Source organism: Bdellovibrio sp. SBM16 (genome assembly GCF_056175625.1).
In genome coordinates this window covers 789,494-813,698 of record NZ_JBJKJG010000001.1, presented here as the reverse complement: position 1 = coordinate 813,698, position 24,205 = coordinate 789,494, and the positions used below count along the sequence as shown (strand labels likewise).

The window sequence follows — 24,205 nt, the reverse complement described above, 5'->3', positions numbered from 1 at the left end:
ACGCCCGCAACAAAACGATTACAAAATGAGAACAGATCTGCTTAAAGCGTAGTCTGTATTTAACCAACACTGTGCTGATGCATATTTATGCGCTCTCGCACCATACCGAAAAGGGCGATAAAAAAGCCAATAACAATGGCCACATCGGCGATGTTGAACACGCCAGTTCTGGTAAACGGGGCCAACTGAAAATCCATGAACATAAAATCAATCACATGGCCGTTATCGTGAGTTAAACGGTCAATTACATTACCGATACCACCGGCTAAAATAAATGAATAGGCCAGCAGATCGGTCAAATTCATCTTATTTTTAACCAGCGACCACAGCATCACAACTAAACCCAATAAAACAAACAACCCAAATACCAGAAAGCGAACCCAGCGAGGTAAGTCTCCGCCCATTCCTAAAAAAGCTCCGGGATTTTCGGCGTACACAAGCTGAAACAAGCCACCGAAATAAATAATCGGTGCTTTTCCGGAAAGATGCTCAACGGCTAAAACCTTAGTCCATTGATCAATAGCTACAACACTGAGTAGAATTATAAACAATATGAAAAGTCTCTGTCCGGTGGCTAAATTATTCATTCTTTTATTCTGCTTAAATCAGCAGGCAATCGCAACTGAAAAAGTCTCACCTTACTTCGGCGTGGGCTCGGACGCCTTTTTGTTTTCAATTGATAGCTTTAATGCGGCTCAAGAAAAGCTGCAATACGAGCCTAATATACCGGGCCTGTCACGGGTGGGCTTAAGTGCTTTTGGCTTAGGGGCGTCACTATCCACCCGTGGTTCAGTCGAAGAACTTGATAAGGACAAAGGCGAAAGTAAATTTTTAGATTTCCAGTTAAGTTACAACAATAAAAAATGGGGCGTTGACCTGTATGTGCAGAACTACGAAGGATTTTATTTAAAAAACTCTTCTGAAGTCGGCGGCACGACCACCTACCACCTGTTTCCGGATTTAAAATTCAACCATTACGGCCTCATGGGCCGTAATGCTTTAAGTAACGACGGTTTTTCCATTGCAGGCTTACTTAACCAGGCCGATGAAATCACTAAGTCAGTCGGCAGCTATTTTATCGTCGGTGGTTTTCGCCAGTACAGCTTAGATACCGCAAACACCTTGATCCCTGCACCGTTACAGGGAATCAACCCGGAATTGGATAGTTTAAGAAAACTGTCAGTGAATACACTTAATCTCGGCCTCGGCGCCGGAAAATACTGGGTTTCCTCATCAAAATTCTTTGCCGGGGCAGTTCTTGATATAACAGGAACCTACGGCCTTTATAAATACACCCTCGTTAACGACGAGCAAAATATTGATTACTCGACCATCAGCTACTCTTTAAAATTCGGTGCCGGCTATGCCGGAAAAAAATGGCGGCCCGGAGTCAGCGCATATGCCGATGCGACAACGTTGCAGGGCTTAGATCGCACTTTTATCAAACCACAGGCGACCGCATTTTTAATTTACCTTCGCTACGTCTTTAATTAGAACTTTTATTCTGATAAAATTTTTCTTTTAAAAAGCAACTCCAACGTTGCTGCTAAAATAAAAAAGGCCGCAAAGAGTATTTCTTTGCAGCCTTTTTTTGTTTTTGGTGATTGATTTTTTAAACGTAAAACGTTTTACCTGAACTTGCGCGCTCAGATAATTTAGTGCTCGGCGATAAACGCGCCTTTGCATTGCGTGCACTTGCGTAGTGAGTTAGGCGCTCAGCTACGTATTTTGCACCCACGCTGTCAGCGTATTTAAGTAACCCACCACGGAACGGCGGAAAGCCTGTGCCCATGATCATTGCCAGATCTACTTCATGCGGGGTTTCAACGATTCTATCTGCATCTAAAGCTAAGCAGCACTCGTTGATCATCGCAAATACACCGCGCTCAACGCATTCTTTGGTATCGTATGGGTTAGTGCGCGCACTTAAACCAAGCTCAGCGTACACCGTTTGATCCACTTCGGTCTTACGGCCGTTTGAATCATATTTGTAGAAACCTAAGTTCGTTTTTTGACCAAGACGTGATTTGTTTTGCTCAAGTTTTTCCATGATCGGGCTTACTTCTACGCGATCCGGGTACGCCTTACGAAAGATTTTTAGTACTTTCGCGCAAACATCTAAACCTACAGAATCCATCAATTCAAATGGTCCCATCGGCATACCGAATTTTAAGTAAGCTTTATCAACCGTTTCGATATCCATGCCTTCTGTTAATAAGAACGCTGCTTCGGCCATATATGGCAGTAATAAACGGTTTACTAAAAAGCCCGGCCCGTCTTTAACAACCACTGGCATTTTGCCCATTTTTTTCGATAATTCAAAAACTGTAGCAATGGTTTCATCCGAAGATTTTGGTCCGCGGATAACTTCAACTAATGGCATTTTGTGAACTGGAGAGAAAAAATGCATACCTGCAAAATATTCAGGACGCGGATGACCTTCAGCCATTTCAGTCACAGATAACGAACTGGTGTTTGTCACGATGATCGCGTCTTCGCGCATATTTTTCGCCGTTTCGCCGATCACTTTTTTCTTGATATTCATATCTTCAACGATTGCTTCAACCACAACATCTAAAGTTTTAAAACCTGAAAAATCTAAAGTTGTCGAAACTAACGAAGTTTTTTGTGAAAATTGATAATTATCAATGACTTTTTTCTTCACTAATTTTTTCCACAGATCGTAAGCGTGTTTTAAGGCTTTGGTATTGGCATCATGAGAGATGTCTTTTACGCGCACACCGATACCTTTATCAGCAGCTACGTAAGCGATACCGCCACCCATGGTTCCGGCACCTAGCACGCCGATATTTTTTACGGTTTTTGCTTTTACATTTTTATCAGCAACACCAGAGGTTTTTTTAACCATTTCAGTTAAATAAAACACGTGGATTAAGTTTTTAGAAATGTCGGTCAGGGCACAACGAACAAAGTGATCTTTTTCGATCTCTAACGCATTGGCACGGTTTGACATACCGTAAGTTTTTTTGATCACTTCTAAAGCTTCAATCGGAGCTGGGTAATGCCCTTTGGTCGCTTTCAGAGTGGCTTTTTTGGCCTGTGAAAACACAACACCTTTAAGCGGCCCTTCGAGCAACTTAGCCATTAAACCTTTAGCTTTAAAGGTTTTACGGCGTTTACCTTTGCCAGAAGATAAAATCTTTTCGATTTCTTTTTCGGCAAATGATTCTAATAAATTCGGGTGAACGACATAATCAACAAGACCAATCTTAGCGGCTTTTTTGGCGTTTAATAATTTACCTGCCAAAATCACATCAAGTGCAGCCTGAATACCTACAACACGCGGCATACGCACGCAGCCACCGAAACCAGGTAAAATTCCAAGCTGTGTTTCAGGAAGGCCGATACGTGTTGACGAATCGTCTGAAGCGATACGGTAGTCACAGGCTAAAACAAACTCACAACCGCCACCGGCGCAGGCCCCGTTGATTAAAGCCATCGTTGGCATCGGCAGGTCTTCAACCATATTCATGATATCTTGACCCCCGCCAACCGCACCGCGCACAGCTTCTTCGGTTGTTAAGGCTTTAATTTCTTCAATATCAGCACCGGCAATAAAGATTTTTGGTTTAGCTGATTTAAAGATGACAAATTTGTAACTCGAAGTTTTAAGCTTTTCTAACAGAGCTTTAAACTCCAACATCACCGGCGTAGAAAATTTGTTAACTTTTTCGCCCGGCAAATCGAAGGTAACCGTGGCAATGCCGTTTTTCTCTGTTAAAGAAAAAGCTTTTCCTGCTGTCGTACCTGTTGTTTGTGTGGTTTGCATTTCCATTTTACCTATTACCCTTCATTCTCGATAACCATGGCGCCACCTTGGCCGCCACCGATACATAAAGTTGCTAATCCAAATTGTTTGTTCGAACGTTTTAGTTCTTTTGCTAAAGTTAAAACTAAACGGGTTCCGGTTGCTCCGACCGGATGGCCCAACGCAATAGCCCCGCCATTTACGTTTAAGATGTCATCAGCAACAGCACCAACTTTTGCCGACAGGCCTAGTTTTTCCTGCGCGAATTTGTCTGAATCAAAAGCTTTTTGACAAGCCATCACCTGGGCTGCGAACGCTTCATTAAGTTCGACACGGCCCATGTCTTTCATAGTCAGACCGGCACGTTTTAGAGCGATTGGCGAAGCGTAAACCGGGCCTAAACCCATTCTTTCAGGTTCACAGCCGGCAAACGCGTAACCACGGATTTTGGCCAACGGCTTATAACCTAAAGACTGGGCCTTTTCACGCGACATAATTAACATCATCGCCGCCCCATCGGTAATCGGGCAGGCATTACCCGCAGTGATTGTTCCCGTCACCTTATCGATCATCGGTTTTAATTTTCCTAATGCCTGCATCGTCTGCTCGGCACGCGGCCCGATATCTTCAGTGATTACTTCTTTAAAATCAGGTTCTACATAAAGTGGCGTCATTTCTTCAGCCAATTTAGCTTTAGCAGCAGCTGCTTTTAAGTGTGAATTTAGAGCGAACATATCCTGCGCTTCGCGGGTTAAGCCCCACTCTTTGGCTAAGATTTCTGCTGTACCCATCATGTTGATGCCGACAAAAGGATCTGTCAGACCTTCAACGATTGAAATAATCGGTTTGTATTTTGTTTTCGCCATCGGTGGCGTTGTTACCATCTCTTTGATTTGCGAAAGATCGGCTTTAAACCATGCCCATAAAGCCGCAAGGCGCTGACCAGGGGTTTTGGCTGAACCTAGTTTTTCTAAGATCGAGGTGATCGATGGTGGCATGATCAGTGGCATTTGTGACATGTTTTCAGTCCCGCCGACTAACACTGTATCCATAGTCCCTGATTTAATCTTTTCGTAACCTGCAGAAATCGACTCTAATGCCGACGCACAGTTACGGTGAACTGTTACCGCTGAAGTTTTTTGCGGAATTCCGGCATTTAAAGCCACCACTCGTGAGATATTCACCGCATCTGACGGTGAACCCGTGTTACCGATGATCACTTCATCAACAACATCCACATCCAAGTTCGTACGTGCCAACAAATCTTTCATTGCCACTTGGCCAAGCTTTGCTGCATGCACACTTTTTAATTTTGTTCCTGCTTTTGCAAATGGAGTACGCACTCCTTCAACAATCACTACATCCCTGTTTGACATATTTACCTCTACTTTAAAACAGACCCTCTAAGCCTAAACCCAAAATGATCGTTATGCAAATGACGCCTATCAATATAGGACGTTAGCAACTGTTGACCCTAGAATCAGGTAAAACTTAGAATGAAAACTCTAGGAGTTTATTTTGCAAAAATCATCTGAATCTCACAAAACTACTAATTCTGATAAAACCAATGATCGTTCAAATTTTGATAAACAGGCCCTTGAATTCCACCAAATGGGAAGACCGGGCAAGATCGAAGTTATCTCAACTAAACCGTGTAACACGGAGAAAGCCTTGGCTTTAGCCTATTCACCCGGTGTAGCAGCCCCTTGTAAAGTGATCGCCAAAAACCCGGACGCGGTTTTTGATTACACTACAAAAGGTAATTTAGTTGCGGTGATCTCTGATGGTACGGCAGTACTTGGTCTAGGCAATATCGGCCCCTTAGCGTCTAAGCCTGTGATGGAAGGCAAAGGAATTTTATTTAAGAACTTTGCCGGCATCGATGTTTTTGACATCGAAGTGAAAACATCTTCAGCGGCTGAATTCATCGCTGCGGTCCGAACACTGGAGCCAACCTTCGGTGGAATTAACTTAGAAGATATCAAGGCCCCTGAGTGCTTTGAAATTGAAGAGACACTTAAAAAAGAAATGAATATTCCGGTATTCCATGACGACCAACACGGAACCGCCATCGTATCAGGTGCAGCCATGATCAACGCCTGCCAGATCGTGGGCAAAAAACTTTCTGACATAAAATTAGTCGTCAACGGAGCTGGCGCTTCGGCCATCGCCTGTACGAAAATTTTCGTAAGCCTGGGTGTTAAAAAAGAAAATATCATCATGTGTGATACCACAGGTGTGATCTTCAAAGGCCGCACCAACGGCATGAACAAATACAAAGAAGAATTCGCCAACGACACAACCAAGCGCACATTATCTGAAGCCTTAGAAGGCGCAGACGTATTCGTAGGTCTTTCTGCGGCCGGTGCAGTCACTGGCGATATGGTTAAAACCATGGCCAAAGACCCGATCATCTTTGCGATGGCAAATCCTGATCCAGAAATCACCCCGGATGCAGCCCGTGCTGCCCGACCGGATGCAATCGTAGCTACCGGCCGTTCGGATTACCCCAACCAGGTGAATAACGTCTTAGGTTTCCCGTCGATCTTTCGTGGCGCCTTAGATACCCGCGCAACTCAAATTAATGAAGAAATGAAACTGGCTGCGGTTCATGCACTGGCAAAACTTGCCAGAGAAGAAGTTCCTGATACGGTTTCTGCCAGTTACGGCGGCCAAAAATTTAAATTCGGCCGCGAATATCTGATCCCGAAACCATTTGATACCCGCGTATTAATGTGGGTTGCCCCGGCCGTGGCCAAAGCGGCGATGGATACCGGCGTTGCCAGAATTAAAATTGACAACTGGGACAAATACCACGAGCGCCTAGAAGCAATTCAAGGCCCGCAAAAAGTATTTATCCGTTCGGTGATCAATCAGGTGCACGCCAACACTGAACGCCAGGGCGCACTTCCACGCGTGGTGTTTCCTGAAGGCACAAGCTCTAAGATCTTAAAATCAATCCGCGCGCTGATCGATGAAAAAATCTGCCACCCGATCGTGATCGGTACACCGGATGCGATTCGCGAAAAGGCCCAAAAGCACGGTATCGACATGGACGGCATTGAAATTGTAAATATTCACGGCCATCCGAAGTTTCAGCAGTACGCACAGGAACTTTACAAACGCCGCCAGCGTAAAGGTGTAAACATCAAAGAAGCTGAGCGTTTAATGAATGACCCAAGCTATTTTGCATCGATGATGATCGACCAGGGTGATGCCGATGGTATGGTCAATGGCGCAACGACAAACTACGCCAACGCCGTAAAACCGATTCTGCACACGATCGGCCTTGCGCAGGATCACGTGCCGGCAGGTTTAAACCTGTTGATTTCAGATAATAAATTTTTATTTTTATCAGACACAACCGTAAACGTTAATCCGACCGCTGAACAATTGGCGCAGATCGCAATTCAGACAGCGGTCGTCGCTGAACACTTTGGCCAAAAACCAAGAATTGCCATGTTAAGCTATTCAAACTTTTCAGGGGCCGACGGCACGCCGGCAAAAATGAAAAAAGCCGCAGAGATCGTGCGCAAATTACGCCCGGATTTACTGGTTGAAGGTGACATGCAGGCCGATACAGCTGTTAATTCAGAAATCCAGAACCGCATCTTCCCGTTCTCGCAATTAGGCGGCGAAGCCAACGTCTTGATTTTTCCGAATCTGGAATCAGCAAACATTTCTTACAAATTGTTACAGCAATTAGGTAAAGTTGAAGTTATTGGACCATTTCTGATGGGTGTGCGTCGTGCAGCTAACGTTTTACAACGGACGACAACTGAAGATACAATTTTTACTTCGGTGGTATTAACAGCTTTAGAGGCGCAGATCATCAAAGATCGCAGACAGGTCAAACACTAAGTGAACGAACTTCGCATCAAGGACAAAGATAAAGTTATTGTGGTGGGTGTCGGCCTTAAAACCGAGCCCTTAAGCGAAATCAAAGAGAATCTTTGCGAACTTGAAGAGTTAGTCTCTGCAGCCGGCGGCGAAGTCATCGGCTCTACCGTGCAGGTATTGCCACAGTGGAACCCGAGCACCCTGATCGGCTCGGGAAAAGTCACGGACATCAAAGAAATGGTGCAGGAATCAGGAGCCCAGGTCGTGGTGATCGATCATCAGCTATCGGGCATCCAGTCACGTAACTTACAAACCGAAATCGGCGTACGCATTATCGACCGTACGCAATTAATTTTAGATATTTTCGCCCAGCGGGCCCGCACTTACGAAGGCAAACTCCAGGTTGAACTCGCACAGCTGTTAGACCAAATGCCTCGCATGATCGGCGCCTGGAATGATTCGTTATCACGTCTGGGTGGCGGTATCGGCACCCGTGGTCCCGGTGAAACAGCCTTAGAGAATGACCGCCGCCGTGCCAAAGAAAAGATCGCGCTAATTAAAAAGAAGCTGGAAGAAGTTTCACAGCACCGCGCCCAGCACAGACAATCACGCCGAAGAAACGAAGTTCCAAGTTTTGCGCTGATCGGTTACACCAACTCGGGTAAAAGCTCACTGTTAAACCGCCTGACCGGTTCGCAGGTGATGGCAAAGAACATGTTATTTGCCACACTTGATCCGACCACCAGAAAAGTATTTTTAGACGAAGGCCCACCGGCGGTTGTGACCGACACCGTGGGATTTATCAGAAAACTTCCGACCCAGTTAATTGAAGCCTTCAAAGCCACGCTTGAAGAATCAGCCGAAGCCGATATTTTACTGCACGTAATAGATCTGTCGTCACCGAATATGGAGCGCCAGATTGAAGTTGTGGATAGTTTAATTAAAGAATTTAAATGGGAAGACAAAAAAATTATTCATATTTTCAACAAAGTCGATGTTGCTCCCATTGATCGCCAGTTTCGCGTCAAACAGTTTCCGCGCGTCTTCATCAGCGCCTTAACCGGACAGGGTTTTGAGCAGTTAAAAAAAGTGATGGCCGATTCAATCAACGAGATGCAGACCGAGGTTGAATTATACTTTGCCCACACGCAAGAATTTAAAATCTACGACCTTAGTCGTGAAGCCAAAATTACCCGTAAAGAACCAGCCACAGAAGGCACTGTTTGCTATGCTTTAATGACCCCGACCTTAATCAACAAGTGGCGTGATTTTCTCGTAAAATAAACGGATTAACTGCTACAATTAAAGAATGATAAATTTGAATACCTTTTTAGTAGGCGCTGTTTTACTTGCACAAATACCGTTATCGGTTATGGCCGCCGGACAGTGTCTTTCGGGATCCTCTGGCAACAACCATCTCATCAACCAGTTAGCCAATGCCAAAAGCAATAGCCCGATTTCAAGTGCTCTTACCCATAAATACAACTTAGAACACGCGCCGATTGAACCACCGTTAACCGGCTGTATTTCGTGCCAACAAGGCCCCGGCGCAGGCCCTTTGAGCTTGCAGAATAAATCCACCGCCGATCTTTTGCGCCACATTGCGCCCGACGCCCGATTGCTTTTACGTACGGATTGTCTTTCGGCCTCGGGCAAAGTCGATGCCCCGACAACCGAGCTTAAGTGTCCGCAAGGCCAGCTATCGGCAAAACATAACTTCTGTTTTGATGCAAACTTGATGCGCTATCAAAACGCGGTGATCACTGATTTTTACAAGTGTGTTAAAAAATTAACGAACCTGCCTTTGACGCCTTCGGGATTATTTGAAATGTATTCGTTAGAATCTGGTTTTAAACCGCATTACGCCTACAACGGTGGTGTCGGCATCGGCCAGTTAACGGGAATTTTCGTAGATGATATCAACCAAAAACACCGTGGCTTTAATATTTTAAAAAAAGTCGCCGACACCTCTGACCCGGATTGCGCCATCGCGCAGAAAATCGCAAGCAAAGACGTTAAACAGCCAGTGCGCTTAAATAAAAACCGCTGTAAGTTTGTTGAATACGGCGAAGGCATGGAGCGTAACGTGCTCTACACTTTAGTGGGCATGTCAAACGCGTGGGACAAAGACATTGAGCCCATGATGGCCAATTACAACGAAAAGCACAGTGGCAACCCAGCGTTAGCCCGCGCCCAGGAGCTGGCGCTGCTTAATGGCTACGGTCCCGGCGGACGTGCTGCGGCCCGCGCTGCCGTACGCCGTCTATCGAAACTAAGCCCGACCCAGTTTATCGCACAGATTCAAAAACCGATGTCTGGCACCAGAGGTAGCAATTTAACCAGTTATCTCGGTAAAATGGCCAAAAGACAAAAACAGTTACTTAAAGATATGTCGGCTGAACAACGAACAGCTTACAACAGAGACGGAGCCCGCGCATGCGTAAACAATTAGGATTAATTTATACACTCTTTTTTGCGGCCACAGCTTTCGCTTCAACACCGACCTCGCTTTCGCCTGAGTTAAGAAAAGATTACGAAGAATTTCAGAAGTCTTATGAAGATGCCGTCACGATGTCTGGTGATAAAGCCAAATTCTTAAAAGAATTTAAAAATATCGAAGCAGGCCTTCAGAAAAAATATCAAGCCTTTGATAAAAAAGAAGGAAAAAAACTCACCGCTGAAGGTAACCAGATGGCCTTAGATATCGAGATGCTTGAACCTTTGAAAATTATTGCTGAAGGCAACGCTTCTAAAGAAAGTTGTTCGAATGCAAATTTTATTAATGAATTAAATAACCAATCCGACGCCAAGACTTACGATAAATTAAAAACACAAATTGATAAGCTTTGTAAATAGGAAGATTTTAATATCTAGAAGCTCCTCCAGAGTATGTTGTAGATACTAATAAGTTTTAGTCTGACCAACCTTAGGCGCTGAATCTAATCCCAACTGATTTGGCGCCCGGTTTTGATAAACTAAAACCAACAACACAACTAAAACTAGACACAAAAAAATGTTCAGTTTTTTGAAAAAATCTACTGTCATAATCCCCCCTATTGGCACTTAAGCTCAGGAACATCCTGAAAAGTATTTCTCTTAAACGACTTCGGCAACTGTCCCATTGAGTAAGTTGTCGTTGTCGGTCTTAAATCATCAGTTACATTGGTAATAAAATAATTGTGCTGATTCCAAACCGCACGTGTCGGCATCCATGAACCTTCTACTGTTGGTCCGAATACTCTGACGCCATTCATCTGATAAAACGGACTTTCTGGTGTCAAATCGTAAGAGTATGAATTTTGTGCCACGATAAGATCCGCATAACCATCAGCATCGGCATCAGCCACAACGGGGTATTCACTTAAAGTACCACTTGGATTTTTTGTTTCCCAGATTGTACGTAAGTTTAACGACCCGTCTAATTCGTAAATTCTCAGGTATTGCTCGTCGGCATAAATAATTTCAGGCTTTTTATCGCCGTTAAAATCAAACGAAGCCACGCCCGTTCTACGTGACGAACAATCACGCGTTAAACTTCCGGCAATTTTTTTACCTGACACATCATAAATCGTGAGCGATCGCCCCGTTGCCACCGCGATTTCAAGTGAAGTTTCATCACCATCAAAATCACCGATGCTAGCCTGACCACCACCAACAGATCCGGTTGCACAGCTATTTTCCGTGTGTTCATTTAAAACGTTATCCACAATCTTTACACCTTTTGCTGAGTAAATCTGAAACGAAGCTCCACCCGTTAAAACAATTTCAGATCCCGCATGCTCTGGATAAATATCAGCCACTGCCGGAAAACCCGTTTTGCTAAATCTAGAGAGGATTTTTCCTTGGGCATCCATAATACCGGCAGCATTAACGATATTCATTTTTGCTTTTGAGCCTACGGGCTTTTCTAAATTCACAGCCATATTGTAACAACCAAGAATCTCCAGAGTGTTTTTGATATAAGGCATTTTGTTTTTTTCAGAAACGACAAACCCCGGAGCTACGATATCAGCGATACCATCGCTATCAAGATCTGCAGCTGATAACGAATCATCACACATCTGAGAAGCAGAACTTTTGTTTAAAATCCAGCGCTGTGTACCATCATAATTAAGTGCAATCACATTAGTACCCGAAGCAGCTCTATTGAGATAAATAATCTCAACCTTACCGTCACCTTCAATATCAATAAGTAACGGAGCGATTGTTCCGTAGGCCATAAGTTCAGGTTTTGTTGCTGACCATTTCTCGCGGCCATCGACGCCACTAATCACGCGAATATAACCTGACGACGACCAGGCCCCACCCTTAAAGGTAGTGAAAACGATTTCTGGAATACCATCACCTTCCAAATCACCCACCATTGGCGTCGACATTACCTGACTATAAAGCGGCTGAGGACTTGCAGCATGATCCCATTCATATTTAAGCTTCGGAACAATTTCAAAAGCCGTCATGTCACGGCATTGCGGAGCCACAGCCAGTGAGGCCGGATCAACCTGAAAAGCCATTTTCGGTGAAGAGCAATTTTGAAATGAGAACAACAACCCCGGAACAACTGTAGCTGCAAGCAATAGTGCATATTTACGTTTTGCCAACGTACAATCAATTTTCATAATTTTCCTCGAATGTTTACGAAATAACGATAAAGAAATTGCGCGAAAAAAATCTGACTAAGACAAACAAAGCATCAATGTCGGCAATACGATTAAGACGAATAAAAAGACCTGTTCTTGTTTTGCTGATTGTTTCGGTTTTAAATACATAGTTTCATTCCCCCACCCGCATTTTGTTAAAGCAAATGCGTAGCCAAGAGGTTTAAGCAACCTAGATCATTTAAAAGAAATAACAGCGAATATCTTATGTGCGGTTTTTAAAGAATAAAAACGCTAACTTCGCGGTTTCATTAAACCTTCAATGAAAGATCATCAAACTCTGTACATGTCAGCTTTTACGCCATGTCTCGGTATGAGACTAAGCCTCACGTTGCTTCATGCGGTCTTCACGGCGTTTTTTAGCCGCTTCAAAACGGCGCTTTTCAACATCCGTTTCCAAGATAAGACCCGGAACTTTGGTTTTACGGCCATCTGATCCTAAGGCCACAAATGTTAAATAAGAAGAAGCCGTGTGAAAGATTTCGCCGGTTTTAGGGTTTTCAGCATCAACCCGAACACCGACTTCCATAGAAGACGTTGAAACAAAATTAACCGAGGCTTTAAGATTTACCACCCAGCCTTTTCTGACCGGAGCTACGAAATCTAAACGATCAATGGAAGCTGTGACCACTTCACGCCCAGAGTGACGCTGAGCTGCGATGGCGGCACAAATATCGATCCACGACATGATTGTGCCTCCAAAAATAGTATCAATAGCATTGGTATGAGAAGGTAAAACCAACTGGGTCATAACAACCTGAGAACGAGAAACCGATTTAGACTCTAGCATGATGAAGATTCTCCCTATCCATAAAATACCATTGCCGTAATTTTCGGGCAAAAAAAAAGCGGGTTACATTTCTGCAACCCGCTTTTGCGATTTATAACTAATTCTACCTAGGACTAAACGCCTAAGTCGCCGTTGTTACGGCCGATACCGCCACCAGGTAACGTGATAGTCGTGTTACCAGCAGGGATCGATGTCGTAGCTTGCGTATTGAATGCAGTGGCTCCAGCAGGTTGAGTCGCTTCAACACGTGCTTCTGACTCAACAAATCCAAGGTGAGGTAAGCACCATACGATAAGTTGTGCGCGTGATTTAACATTCATTTTTTTGTAGATGTTTGTTAAGTGAAATTTAACTGTTTTTTCAGTTACGAAAAGTTGATTGGCAACTTCCTTGTTAGAAAGCCCTTTAGAAACTAGTTCTGCAACTTCCGCTTCACGATTTGAAAGACCCTTTTGAATTAAGATATCTCTGAGCATCCTTGCTCCTCCTGCTTAATTGTTTTTTGTTTACTATAGCTACTTTTTTTGCGTCACTCTGAGACTAGTCTTGATTTCCTTATCTCGACTTTGTTTCAGATTGAACAACAACAACCTGAATTTAAGTCTGACAGACTTTTGGAAGAACGCAATACCTATGTCTTTTATTTTTTTAAAAACTAGACCGCCCCCCGTCAAAACCCTGAAAAATCGCCAAAATATGTGATTTTTAACATAAGAAATCACTTCATTTAACCGATAGGTAGGCCTGAGGAGTCCAAGCCATGTTTAATCCAAATACCAAATTTTTAGTCGTCGATGACTTTGCAACCATGCGCAAAGTCGTTAAAAAAGTACTTACCGAACTAGGATACAGCGATATCCAAGAAGCAGAAGACGGCAAAGCCGCTTTCCAGTTAATTCAAGATGCTGCCAATGGCGGTACTCCATTTCAGTGTATCGTGTCTGACTGGAATATGCCGAACATGACCGGTTTAGAATTACTCAAAGCTTGCAAAGCCGATCCTAAGTTAAAAGAAACGCCTTTTATGCTGGTTACAGCTGAAAGTGAAAAAGAACAGATCATTGAAGCAGCCAAAGCCGGTGTTTCAGAATACGTGGTTAAACCGTTTAATGCTGCCACATTAAAAGAAAAGTTAACCCGCGTATACACCAAGCATCACGGCGCGAAGGCAGCATAAACGTGTCTACCGCAATAAAAATTTCGACATTAAAACATCCGATCTTTGAAAAGCTGGTCGTAGAAAATATCTGCGCCGGTATCCAGGGTACTCTTAGCCAGCTGGGCTCATTTCAAACTGAGTTTAAGCCGCACTTTTTCGCAAGCACCTGGACGGTACCGACCCCAATTTCAGTGATTTTAAATATCAAACAAAACGATAAACCTTTGCAGGTGCGCTTTCACTTCGATCCCAAACCGGTCATCGAAATTCTTGAAGGCATGTTAGGCGACAAGGTCGATCCGGAATCACAGGACATCTTAGATGGCGTAGGCGAAATCAGTAACATGATCTACGGTCTAATTAAAACCAAAGCCTCAAACACCGGTTTTCAGTTCGGCATGGGCCGCCCTGAAGCCTGTTTTTCCAAGAATTTGCCGGCCACGGTAAATCCAAACGGTCAAAGCCTGGTGATTCCATTTACGGTCAACGGCAGCATCTGTCACTTTGAATTTATCGTCTTTGAATAATCTAAGAAATTAAACTTTGCGAACGCAAATAAGTCAGGGCCTCATCACGGGTCCTGATTTTTTTTTCAAACTGCAGGCGGCGAACCTCCCGCAGTAACCCCTGGGTTTTGGCCGGCTCACACCGCCCGACCAGGTCAGAGCCGGTTATAAGCGGCTTTGCATGAAAAGATAAATACTGCTTAATATCAGTAAGGACCGGCTGTTCCAGATCCCCGATCGCAGAAAAAAACTCTAAAATCCCCAGAGCCGGCTCACGCTCCCGCTCAGTATCAACCCGCAGGGCCCACTCGAGGGCGGTTATTTGCGGGGTAAGAAGCTGCCGGTATTCAATCGTTTTTTTCGCAAACAGCACTTCTTCTTTGGCGCATTTTAACCGTGCTTTTAAAAACTCGGCCGCTTCTGGTGCAAAATTCCAAAGCAAAACCACATTAAGCACCAGCTGCAGATTAGCAGCCAATCCAGTGTGTTTAACCAACGCAAGCTTTGGCAGGTGCTGCGTGCATAGCTCTGCCCCGAGCGCCCTCCACAGTTTTTGGGTAAGCTCCTGCGACCAGAACAGCGATTCACTGTGCGATTGCACGACTTTTAAAACTTCTTCATAGATCCGCTCACCACTGACGGTGCGGATTAAGTCTGATAGGTTTAGCGCTGCCGTTAAATCTTTATCCAGCACAGTAAAACCCAGCTGCGCTTTAAAGCGCGCCAAGCGCAGCAAGCGCAAATGATCCTCGTTTAACCGGCGCTCAGCATCACCGACACAAGCCAAGGTTTTACTTTGCAAATCATCTACTCCGCCGACGTAATCAATAACTTCATGGTTTTCTAAATCATAGAATAAGGCGTTAATGGTAAAATCGCGGCGTTTGGCATCTTCAAGCGGCGTTGCCCGTTTGATAGTCTGCGGTCTGCGGCCATCGACGTAGTCGTCTTCATCGCGAAACACCGTTAAATCAATTATTATGTTGCGACCTTCGTGCGAAAACGGAAGTTTATACACGCCGAATTTTTGCCCTACCAGAACGGCTTTAGGAAAAAGCTCCAGGATTTCTTCATCCAGGGCATCCGTGACCAGATCAATATCTTTCGGTGTGCGGCCAAGCCATAAATCCCTGACGGCACCGCCGGCCACCCAGCAGGCGCGCTTTTTTTCGCTTAAACGCTGGGCCACTTTGTAAATAAAACTTACTGGCTCGAGTAAATTCAAGGCCGCCGTAAAATCAATTTCATAAACAGAGTGACTCATATACACTATCATTCATGGTTTCAGAGCCACACTCAATGAAAAATTTATTCAAAGATCCCTTGGATTTAATGGCGGATACACCGCTGAAAGCGCATCTTGCGTTAATTAAATCCCAGCAGAACTTTGATTTAATCAGTGCGACAGCATTGACAAAGCCAATGACCATTGAGTTTTACAAGAACTGGATCATGAGCGGCCAGCACGGCGACATGAATTATCTGGAGACTCACCTACCCACCAAAGAAGATCCACTGAAACTTCATGCAAGTTTACGCTCGGCCATTACTGTTGGTTTTCATTATTTTCCGGTAATCCGCCCTTACGATTTAAAAATTCCGGCTCGCACGGCCCTGTACGCCCAGAACGATGATTATCACTTTTGGCTCAAAGAAAAACTGACTGCTGCCATTAGCTACCTACAGAAACAATATCCGGATCAGCACTTTCTTCAGTATGTGGATTCGGGCCCGGTGCTGGAGCGCGATCTCGCCTATCAGGCGGGCCTTGGCTGGTTCGGTAAAAACACCTGCATTATCCACTCGCAAAAAGGCAGTTTGTTTTTTCTGGCCGAAATTTTAACTTCACTTGAGGTAAACGAAAAAATCCCCTTGCACGAAGAGCTGTGCAAAAACTGCAGTAAATGCATCGACATTTGCCCAACCGGAGCCTTATCTGGAGACAAACAGCTTAACGCCAGCAAGTGTATTTCGTATTTAACCATCGAATCAAAATCAACCGCACCGGTTGAATTACGCCCAAAAATCGGCGACTGGTTTTTTGGCTGCGATATGTGCCAGACGGTCTGTCCGTGGAATCAGAAACGTTTAAATCTATTGCCCGAGGGTGATCAGAAAAAATCTAAAGACCTTGTAACACCACTTTCACAGCAGCAAGAGACTGAATTAGAAGATTTTTTTCGCACGATTCTGGATTCTTCGAATAAAAAAATCCAGAAGATGTTCTACGGCACCCCGATGTTGCGCTCGGGCGGTTTTGGCCTAAAACGCAATGCTATGGTGGTGATCGCCAACCGCCGCATGACATCACTTAGACCCAACGTCGCCAGATACACCGAAGATCCAAAGTTAGCCGAACTTGCGCATTGGGTATTAGCTCAACTGAACTAATACCTATGAAATACCAATTGCTTTTTTCCAGTCATCCGTTGCCGGAATCAGTTTTCTCGCTTTTAGATCAAATAATCCAAAGACCACAATCAACTCGGCACAGACTTCATTTTTTTCGTTAAGCATCTGTTGTTTAAGTTTACCGACCTTGCCGCTATACTCTGTACATTCGACCGAAATTTTGATCTTGGTGCGCGCATAGAGTTCTTTGATAAATTTTAAATTCACTTCAAGAATTACCGGCCCCTGTCCGGTTTCTTTGATCTTAGCCAGGCCAAAACCGTTGGTGGTGATAATATCCCAGCGCGCTTCTTCGAATAACTCCAGATAGCGGGCGTTGTTCATATGACCAAAAACATCGAGATGCGTCTCCTGCACCACCGTTTCATGAAAAAACATAATAACCTTCTTACTTAATTAGTTAATCAAAAACCCGAGGCTGATCGCTGGATAGGTTTCTTTTAGTGTGAAATCTTCGTAATTTAAAATCGTGTCGTTTTCTTTAAATGTTACCTGACGGTGTGAGACCAGCGCGCCGATATAAAAATTTGAAGCAAAGCTTACCTTGTATTCCAGGTCGGCCTGAAAACCTGAGCCCTTATGGTATTCGCCGAAAGCTTCACCATGACGGTAAAAAGCACGAAAATTAAAATTATTGCGAAAAAAATAACCGACACCGATACCGCCGGTCTTACCGTTGGTTGTACCAGCCGCTGTAGAGTGGTTTTTAACCGAATACAAAGCACCTAAGTAAAAGTTTTCGTCGCCCACATAGCCAAGCTTGATGTCATAGACTGAGGTGTTATTTTTAAAGTCTTGGGTGCTGGGGTTACCGGTGGCTTCAGACTGCCCGTAATGCAGGCCAAAATCCAACAGCACACCTGATTTTCCGGCGACATAAACCGAACCACGCGAACTGCCACCGCCGCGCGATTGTGCAAAGCCAGCTATCGGATAGAGTAGCAGCAGACACAGCAGAATTTTGGCGAGTTGAGATTTCATATTTTTCACGTGAACTAATCCTTGTTTTTATTGTGAAAAATTTATAAAAAATGATCAATAACGCAATTGTGACGCTAGGCGCTAGATTTACCTGAACTGTTTTTTAATGACTTCAAAATCTGGTCGTGTTTTTTGACATGTATGCGAAGAATCAAACCTGCATTTAAACTTGTAGTTCTGCTGATAAACCTGGTGTTTTGCTTCGCTTTTTCGATTTCAGCGCACGCCTCTGAAACGATTAAGGGCCGCATTAAAATCATCGACAGCACCTACTTACTCGTTACCAAAAACCAGATTGCTTACACTTTAGATTTCACCAGTTCGGTCTCAGAACAGCAGATTAAACGCCTTAAAAACGGCGACTTTGCCTCGGTTTCGGCTAATTTCAGCAGCATTGCACCAAGCCTGATTTACGTCACTTCGGTCGATTACGTCGGTTTAGACATTCTTTTGGGTATGTGGCGCAGCGATTCAAACATGTGCTACGAATTTACAACCTTTACCCGTTTGTATGTTTTTGCCCCGACCGAATCCGGCTTATGCGTTCGCGGCACGAATCCAGACACCTTTGGTAAGTACAACTACTTTATCAATCCAGATGTCGGCGCATGGAACTTATTAATCTCAAACAGCAACAGTGAATTTGTCGGCGAGTTAAATATCATAACCGATGGCCACGTAGAAATACTGTTGTTTGATGCCCGGACTGACGCTACCCTAGGAACAATTGTTCTTAGGAGATAAGCTTTTGTTTCTACCCATTTCACAAGACCTGTTTTTTAGCAAAAACGACCCTGAAGATATTCGCCTTGGCGACTTAGCCCGTCCTTTTAATACCGCCACTCTTAAAGCCAATGACTTTGTTATTTTCGGATACCCCGATGATGACGGCATTAAACTCAACGGCGGTCGTACCGGCGCAGCCGAAGCCCCGCGCCTGATCCGCCAGTTTCTTTATAAAATGACTCCTTCCTACAAGAAGACCGTCTTCAGAAACAGTATTCACGACTACGGTGATCTTGCTCTGACAACCGGTGACATTGCTGTTCGCCATGATATGGCCCGCAAACACCTGCTTAAATGCCTGATGCAAGAATCTAAGGTGATCTGTCTGGGCGGAGGCCACGACTATGGCTTTGCCGACAGCGCAGCCTTTGTTGACCGCTACCAGAGCGCGCATAAGAAAAAACCGATCATCATTAATTTTGATGCTCATATGGACGTGCGTCCGCCTAAAAACGGCCCAAACAGCGGGACTCCGTTTTACCGTTTATACGAAGAACACCAAAATCGTTTCCAACTCATCGAGATCGGTATTCAGAATCAATGCAACTCTCCCCATCATATCCGCTGGGCGAAAGAACGCGATATTCAGATCGTCGACCTTGAAACTCTGCAAAATAGCGGCTGGGGCGCGGTGTGGACACAAACAGCCCTGAAAGATGTTGAACCGGATCAACCGGTGTTTGTCAGTTTTGATATTGATGCGCTAACAGCAAGTGAGGCCGGCGGCTGTAGCCAGGCCTGGGCAACAGGTTTAAAGATCGATGACTGTTTACGTTTTTTAGGCCAGTTATACACAAAGTGCAGCGTACGTGGTTTTGGGGTGTACGAAGTATCGCCACCGCTGGACCGTGATTTCCAGACCTCAAAAACGGCAGCCCTGCTTCTGCATCATTTTATTTACAATTCGTAAGGCATACAAAGGACACACTCTATGCGCGGTTTTGGCAGCGATAATCATTCAGGTGTACATCCTGTAATTCTTCAGGCGTTAAGCAGCGCAAATACCGGCCACGCCCCAAGCTATGGCACTGATGCACTGACCGAACAGTGTCAGAACGTTTTTAGATCCCACTTTGGAAACACTGCTGAAACTTTTTTTGTATTTAACGGCACCGCCGCAAATGTTTTATCTCTAAAAGCGATGATGAAAAGTTATGAATCATGTTTTGTGACCGACATGAGTCACATGAATCAGGACGAATGCGCGGCCCCTGAATTTTTCGCAGGCAAACTTATCCCGGTAACATCCCATAACGGTAAACTCACGATTGCAGAACTGGAAAAACACTACATCCGCTTAGGAGACCAGCACTACACCCAGCCAAAAATGATCAGCCTTACCCAACCCACCGAAGTCGGCACTCTTTATTCGCCCGATGAAATTAAAGCTTTAACCACCTGGGCAAAAAGCAAAAACCTTTTAGTGCACATGGATGGGGCGCGTTTTGTGAATGCAGTTTATCAGTTAAAATGCCCTATGCGTGCGCTGACCAGTGATCTCGGCGTCGATGTCCTGTCATTTGGCGGTACAAAAAACGGACTGATGTTCGGCGAAGCCGTGGTTATTTTAAATCCGGCGATCGCCAAAGGCTTTAAATATATCCGCAAACAGGCAGCGCAGCTGCCGTCAAAAACACGTTTTATAGCGGCGCAGTTTTTGGCGTTTTTAAATGATAATCTGTACTTAAAAATTGCCGAACACTCGTGTTCGATGGCGCAGTACTTACGCGAAAAATTAACCGGCTATGCGCACATCAGCTATCCGGTTGAAAGTAATGCGGTCTTTGCCCAGATCCCGCAGCCGTTGATCAAACCCCTTAAAGCGAAGTATTTTTTCTACGTCTGGGATGAAAAAACTTTTGAGTGCCGTCTGATGACCAGCTGGGACACCCAAAAATCAGAGATCGATGGTTTTACAGAGCTTTTAGCTTCGCTAAAGTAAGAGCTGCGTTCCCTTCGGCTTTAACTTTACGTTGGCTGCTTACAATTTTTCCGTTTTCATCAACGATAAAGGTTGATCGCTCAACACCTAAAACCATTTTTCCGTACATGTTTTTTTCTTTAATCACGTCAAAGAACTTACATAAACGCTCTTCGGTATCGGCCAAGAGTGTAAATTTAAAATTACATTTATTGATAAACTTTTCGTGCGACTTTAAATTATCGCGCGAAATGCCGTAGATAACGGTATTTAATTTTTTAAACTCTGGCAGATAGGCATTGAACTCGTTTCCCTGGATCGTGCACCCCGGTGTATTGTCTTTCGGGTAAAAATATAACACCGTCTTATGCCCTTTGAGACTTTTCAGGTTCACCGGCGTTCCCGATGAAGACTCAACCGTTAAATCCGGCAACGGCTGGCCAACAAGTTTATCGTCCATAGTGCTGCTCGGGAGGCTGCGGCGGGACGGACTGGTTTTCGTGCTGCTCGGGCGCTTGTTCGCCGTAGCTTTCCTGCGCGGGCGGCTGGCTGTTTTGTTCTTCGCTTTGCGCGGTGCCTGAGCTTGCTTGCGCTTCGTTGATGTACTCTGGCTCTGCGGTGTGCGGCGTGATGGCTTCTTCTTTCCCACTTTTTTCTTCATTGGTTTTGTCCTGTTTGATTTCCTGTGGTACCGGCTTAACTTCTTCTAAGCCCAGTAGTTTATTCTGCATATCTGCAAAATCATCTTTTACTTTAAGTTCTTTTTCGATGATCGATATTTTACCGCTGATCGGAACCGTCAGATTGATTTTTTTAATCTCGATCATATCGCGAAACTGCCCGCCTTCGATCACCAGCTCCTCAGCCTGGTTGCGGTTAAAGCTGTATTTACGGATTTTTAATTCGTGCAGATTAATATCAAGTCCCGAAACCCGTGGACCAAACACCGTTTCTTGGCAATCCATGGTCTGCACCTTATTGTCTCTTAATGTAAAATGACAGACACGCTCAGGATTGATTCCCGCGGCGTTACCTAAGATCACTTTCCAGTTAGAGGTTAAAAACACGACGGTGTAACTGGTGGTACGTCCCAGATCTTCACTGATTTCTGCCAGTTTTTTTGCCGGCTTAGTGCATTCGCTGAAAACTTCAAACTTCTTTGCTGCGCCACGCACAGCAATCTTCTGGCAGCCAAAACCGTTGAGGAAGCCGGTTTTAGCCCCGTTAAACTTATCAAAGCCGTAGGCCAGCACCTCAAACTGATTAACTTCGGGGCTACTGCTAGGCAGCAGTAAATTTAACACTTCTTTTTCAAGGCTTCCGATAAACCTAAGATTTGAACCAAGCATTCTGGTAAAAGCTTTTTCGCTTTCAGGGGTGGTTTTATCCCCTCCAGAAATAACGGCGTTCACCGGCCGCGCAACATCACTTTCTGACTGCGGCGCTGAGTGTTCTTCTTTGGCCGGCAGTTGTTTTTTTGTGCAGCCGAACAAAAAAGTCAGTGTGATACATGTCGTTATGAAAATCAGTTTCATAGCTTTATTATGCGGTTTCTTGTTTTCATTTTACAAGTTTTAGTTGAAGATAATTGAGCAATTGCACTATGAACCAAGAGTGCAATTGCACTACGACTCAAAGAGCAACATGTTAACGACAAATAAGGGATGTATGATGGAAAAAATTTGGCTTAAAAAGTATCCAAAAGTTGTACCACACGTTATTGAGACTGACGAGTATTCGAATATTCTGGAAGTCTTTGACGAATCAGTACGAAAATTTCGCAACAAAATCGCGTTTAAAAACTTCGGAACCAGCCTGACTTACCATGATCTTGATGTTTTATCAGGACAATTTGCCTCTTACTTACAAAACGACCTGGGCTTAAAAAAAGGCGATAAAATTGCCTTACAGATGCCAAACGTTTTACAGTTTCCGGTTGCTCTATTCGGCGCCATGCGCGCAGGGCTTATCGTCGTTAACACAAATCCGCTTTACACAGCTCCGGAGATGAAGCACCAATTTAACGATTCAGGCGCCACAACCCTTGTGATCTTAGCGCAGTTTGCCCACTTGTATGAACAAATCCAGGGACAGACGCCGATTAAAAACGTGATTGTGACTGAAGTCGGTGATCTTTTAGGATTTCCGAAAAAACATTTAATCAACTTTGTTCTAAAACACGTTAAAAAAATGGTTCCGGCGTATAACTTTAAGCACACGACTTTTAATGATGCCTTAGATGCTGGTTCGACGAAAACTTATATCCAGCCACCGGTCATCACCAAAGATATTGCTTTCTTACAATACACCGGCGGTACAACTGGTGTTTCTAAAGGGGCGATTTTAACTCACGAAAATATTATTGCTAACATGTTACAGATCTGTGCGTGGATGCGTCCGAAATTAATCGAAGGTGAAGAGATTTGTTTAACGCCGCTTCCGATGTACCACATTTTTTCTTTAACGGTTAACTGTCTGGCGTTCATGCGCTACGGTGCTACGAATATTTTAATCACAAACCCGCGTGATATTCCGGCATTTATCAAAACCATGAAAAAAGAAAAGTTCACATTAATGAGTGGCGTAAACACCCTGTTTAATGCCCTAGCGGTTCACCCTGATATTAAAACCGTGGATTTTTCACACTTAAAAATTTCTGTGGCCGGCGCCATGGCTTTACAAACAGCGGTTAAAGAGCGCTGGAAACAAGCAACTGGTACAGATGTGATTGAAGGTTACGGATTAACCGAAACATCGCCGGTTGCCTGCGTAAACCCGATTGATGGCACGGACAAAGTCGGAACGATCGGTCTTCCGGTGCCAAACACTGACATCCGTTTAGTTGATGACAATGGTAAAGATGTCACCTTCACCGGAGAACCGGGCGAGTTATGTGTTAAAGGTCCGCAGGTTATGCAGGGTTATTACAACCGTCCTGACGAAACGGCTAAAGTCATTAAAGATGGCTGGTTACACACCGGTGATGTCGCCATCATGGATTCTGAAGGTTTCTTTAAGATTGTAGACCGAAAAAAAGATATGATCTTAGTTTCAGGTTTTAATGTTTACCCTAACGAAGTTGAAGATGTTATCGCCAAACACCCTAAAGTATTAGAAGTGGCGGCGATCGGTGTACCGGATACCCATTCTGGCGAAGTGGTCAAAGTTTTCGTCGTTAAAAAAGACGAATCTTTAACTGAGCAAGAAATTATCCAGCATGCTAAACAATCAATGACGAATTACAAAATCCCTAAGTTTGTTGAGTTCAGAAAAGAACTCCCGAAAACAAACGTAGGCAAAGTACTACGTCGTTCGTTACGTGACGAAGAATTAGCAAAAGCTAAGTAATTTTTAATGGCCACAGCCGTGGCCAATAAGGAGAATAA

23 protein-coding genes are annotated in these 24,205 nt (G+C 44.4%); 12 read left to right on the top strand and 11 right to left on the bottom strand.

The window, feature by feature from the left end:
- Positions 1-59 precede the first annotated feature (59 nt).
- On the bottom strand, positions 60-551 hold the full coding sequence (lspA, locus tag AC04MM_RS03715; RefSeq protein ID WP_475378967.1) for a signal peptidase II: 492 nt from the start codon (positions 549-551) through the stop codon (positions 60-62).
- A gap of 1 nt (position 552) precedes the next feature.
- Here lspA and AC04MM_RS03710 point away from each other — a divergent pair, with 1 nt between their 5' ends.
- Entirely contained in the window at positions 553-1,494 is a 942-nt protein-coding gene (locus AC04MM_RS03710) for a DUF4421 family protein (RefSeq protein WP_475378966.1), read from the top strand.
- A 118-nt stretch (positions 1,495-1,612) separates the two neighbouring features.
- On the opposite strand, the gene AC04MM_RS03705 is transcribed toward AC04MM_RS03710, so the two are convergent.
- Together AC04MM_RS03705 and AC04MM_RS03700 are read right to left on the bottom strand one after the other, a co-directional pair.
- Entirely contained in the window at positions 1,613-3,790 is a 2,178-nt protein-coding gene (locus tag AC04MM_RS03705) for a 3-hydroxyacyl-CoA dehydrogenase NAD-binding domain-containing protein (protein WP_475378965.1), read from the bottom strand.
- Positions 3,791-3,804: 14 nt separating this feature from the next.
- Positions 3,805-5,145, bottom strand: a complete 1,341-nt coding sequence (locus AC04MM_RS03700; RefSeq protein ID WP_475378964.1) for a thiolase family protein — start codon at positions 5,143-5,145, stop codon at positions 3,805-3,807.
- 235 nt (positions 5,146-5,380) lie between these two features.
- On the opposite strand from AC04MM_RS03700, the gene AC04MM_RS03695 reads away from it, so the two are divergent.
- Genes AC04MM_RS03695 through AC04MM_RS03680 form a run of 4 tightly spaced genes read left to right on the top strand, consistent with a single transcriptional unit; the run spans position 5,381 to position 10,465 of the window.
- On the top strand, positions 5,381-7,630 hold the full coding sequence (locus AC04MM_RS03695; RefSeq protein WP_475379034.1) for an NADP-dependent malic enzyme: 2,250 nt from the start codon (positions 5,381-5,383) through the stop codon (positions 7,628-7,630).
- Positions 7,631-8,893 (top strand): GTPase HflX, encoded by a 1,263-nt coding sequence (gene hflX / locus AC04MM_RS03690; RefSeq protein ID WP_475378963.1) that lies wholly within the window; start codon positions 7,631-7,633, stop codon positions 8,891-8,893.
- A 25-nt stretch (positions 8,894-8,918) separates the two neighbouring features.
- Entirely contained in the window at positions 8,919-10,061 is a 1,143-nt protein-coding gene (locus AC04MM_RS03685; RefSeq protein WP_475378962.1) for a hypothetical protein, read from the top strand.
- Positions 10,046-10,465 carry a hypothetical protein gene (locus AC04MM_RS03680; RefSeq protein ID WP_475378961.1) on the top strand — a complete coding sequence of 140 codons (420 nt, stop codon included), beginning with the start codon at positions 10,046-10,048 and terminating at the stop codon, positions 10,463-10,465. Before AC04MM_RS03685 ends, AC04MM_RS03680 begins: the two co-directional genes overlap by 16 nt.
- 197 nt (positions 10,466-10,662) lie before the next feature.
- Here the strand turns inward: AC04MM_RS03680 and AC04MM_RS03675 are convergent, their stop codons facing one another.
- The 3 genes from AC04MM_RS03675 to AC04MM_RS03665 form a co-directional block, all read right to left on the bottom strand.
- A complete protein-coding gene (locus tag AC04MM_RS03675; protein ID WP_475378960.1) occupies positions 10,663-12,225 on the bottom strand; it encodes an FG-GAP repeat domain-containing protein in 1,563 nt (520 codons plus the stop codon).
- 358 nt (positions 12,226-12,583) lie between these two features.
- Positions 12,584-13,054 carry an acyl-CoA thioesterase gene (locus AC04MM_RS03670; protein WP_475378959.1) on the bottom strand — a complete coding sequence of 157 codons (471 nt, stop codon included), beginning with the start codon at positions 13,052-13,054 and terminating at the stop codon, positions 12,584-12,586.
- Between the two features lie 113 nt (positions 13,055-13,167).
- Entirely contained in the window at positions 13,168-13,530 is a 363-nt protein-coding gene (locus AC04MM_RS03665) for a helix-turn-helix domain-containing protein (RefSeq protein ID WP_475378958.1), read from the bottom strand.
- 284 nt (positions 13,531-13,814) lie between these two features.
- Between AC04MM_RS03665 and AC04MM_RS03660 the strand changes: the two genes are divergently transcribed.
- Together AC04MM_RS03660 and AC04MM_RS03655 are read left to right on the top strand one after the other, a co-directional pair.
- Entirely contained in the window at positions 13,815-14,231 is a 417-nt protein-coding gene (locus AC04MM_RS03660; RefSeq protein ID WP_475378957.1) for a response regulator, read from the top strand.
- 2 nt (positions 14,232-14,233) lie between these two features.
- Positions 14,234-14,740 (top strand): chemotaxis protein CheX, encoded by a 507-nt coding sequence (locus AC04MM_RS03655; RefSeq protein WP_475378956.1) that lies wholly within the window; start codon positions 14,234-14,236, stop codon positions 14,738-14,740.
- A 1-nt stretch (position 14,741) separates the two neighbouring features.
- Here AC04MM_RS03655 and AC04MM_RS03650 read toward each other — a convergent pair whose 3' ends face one another.
- A complete protein-coding gene (locus AC04MM_RS03650; protein ID WP_475378955.1) occupies positions 14,742-15,983 on the bottom strand; it encodes a CCA tRNA nucleotidyltransferase in 1,242 nt (413 codons plus the stop codon).
- Between the two features lie 35 nt (positions 15,984-16,018).
- Here AC04MM_RS03650 and queG point away from each other — a divergent pair, with 35 nt between their 5' ends.
- Positions 16,019-17,110, top strand: coding sequence for a tRNA epoxyqueuosine(34) reductase QueG (queG, locus tag AC04MM_RS03645; protein ID WP_475378954.1), 1,092 nt, complete (start codon positions 16,019-16,021; stop codon positions 17,108-17,110).
- Between the two features lie 3 nt (positions 17,111-17,113).
- On the opposite strand, the gene AC04MM_RS03640 is transcribed toward queG, so the two are convergent.
- On the bottom strand, positions 17,114-17,509 hold the full coding sequence (locus AC04MM_RS03640; RefSeq protein WP_475378953.1) for an acyl-CoA thioesterase: 396 nt from the start codon (positions 17,507-17,509) through the stop codon (positions 17,114-17,116).
- Between the two features lie 18 nt (positions 17,510-17,527).
- On the bottom strand, positions 17,528-18,112 hold the full coding sequence (locus tag AC04MM_RS03635) for a hypothetical protein (protein ID WP_475378952.1): 585 nt from the start codon (positions 18,110-18,112) through the stop codon (positions 17,528-17,530).
- A 141-nt stretch (positions 18,113-18,253) separates the two neighbouring features.
- On the opposite strand from AC04MM_RS03635, the gene AC04MM_RS03630 reads away from it, so the two are divergent.
- Genes AC04MM_RS03630 through AC04MM_RS03620 form a run of 3 tightly spaced genes read left to right on the top strand, consistent with a single transcriptional unit; the run spans position 18,254 to position 20,840 of the window.
- Positions 18,254-18,856, top strand: a complete 603-nt coding sequence (locus AC04MM_RS03630) for a hypothetical protein (protein WP_475378951.1) — start codon at positions 18,254-18,256, stop codon at positions 18,854-18,856.
- Between the two features lie 4 nt (positions 18,857-18,860).
- Positions 18,861-19,808, top strand: a complete 948-nt coding sequence (locus tag AC04MM_RS03625; protein WP_475378950.1) for a formimidoylglutamase — start codon at positions 18,861-18,863, stop codon at positions 19,806-19,808.
- A 21-nt stretch (positions 19,809-19,829) separates the two neighbouring features.
- On the top strand, positions 19,830-20,840 hold the full coding sequence (locus AC04MM_RS03620; RefSeq protein WP_475378949.1) for a threonine aldolase family protein: 1,011 nt from the start codon (positions 19,830-19,832) through the stop codon (positions 20,838-20,840).
- On the opposite strand, the gene AC04MM_RS03615 is transcribed toward AC04MM_RS03620, so the two are convergent.
- Complete coding sequence (locus AC04MM_RS03615; protein ID WP_475378948.1) at positions 20,812-21,279, bottom strand: peroxiredoxin; 468 nt, start codon at positions 21,277-21,279, stop codon at positions 20,812-20,814. The two genes, AC04MM_RS03620 and AC04MM_RS03615, sit on opposite strands and share 29 nt — an antisense overlap.
- Positions 21,269-22,354, bottom strand: a complete 1,086-nt coding sequence (locus tag AC04MM_RS03610; RefSeq protein ID WP_475378947.1) for a hypothetical protein — start codon at positions 22,352-22,354, stop codon at positions 21,269-21,271. The genes AC04MM_RS03615 and AC04MM_RS03610 overlap by 11 nt, the downstream gene beginning before the upstream one ends.
- Positions 22,355-22,490: 136 nt before the next feature.
- Between AC04MM_RS03610 and AC04MM_RS03605 the strand changes: the two genes are divergently transcribed.
- The gene (locus AC04MM_RS03605) at positions 22,491-24,167 is read left to right on the top strand and encodes an AMP-binding protein (protein WP_475379033.1); all 1,677 of its coding nucleotides are present in this window, start codon (positions 22,491-22,493) and stop codon (positions 24,165-24,167) included.
- Positions 24,168-24,205 lie beyond the last annotated feature (38 nt).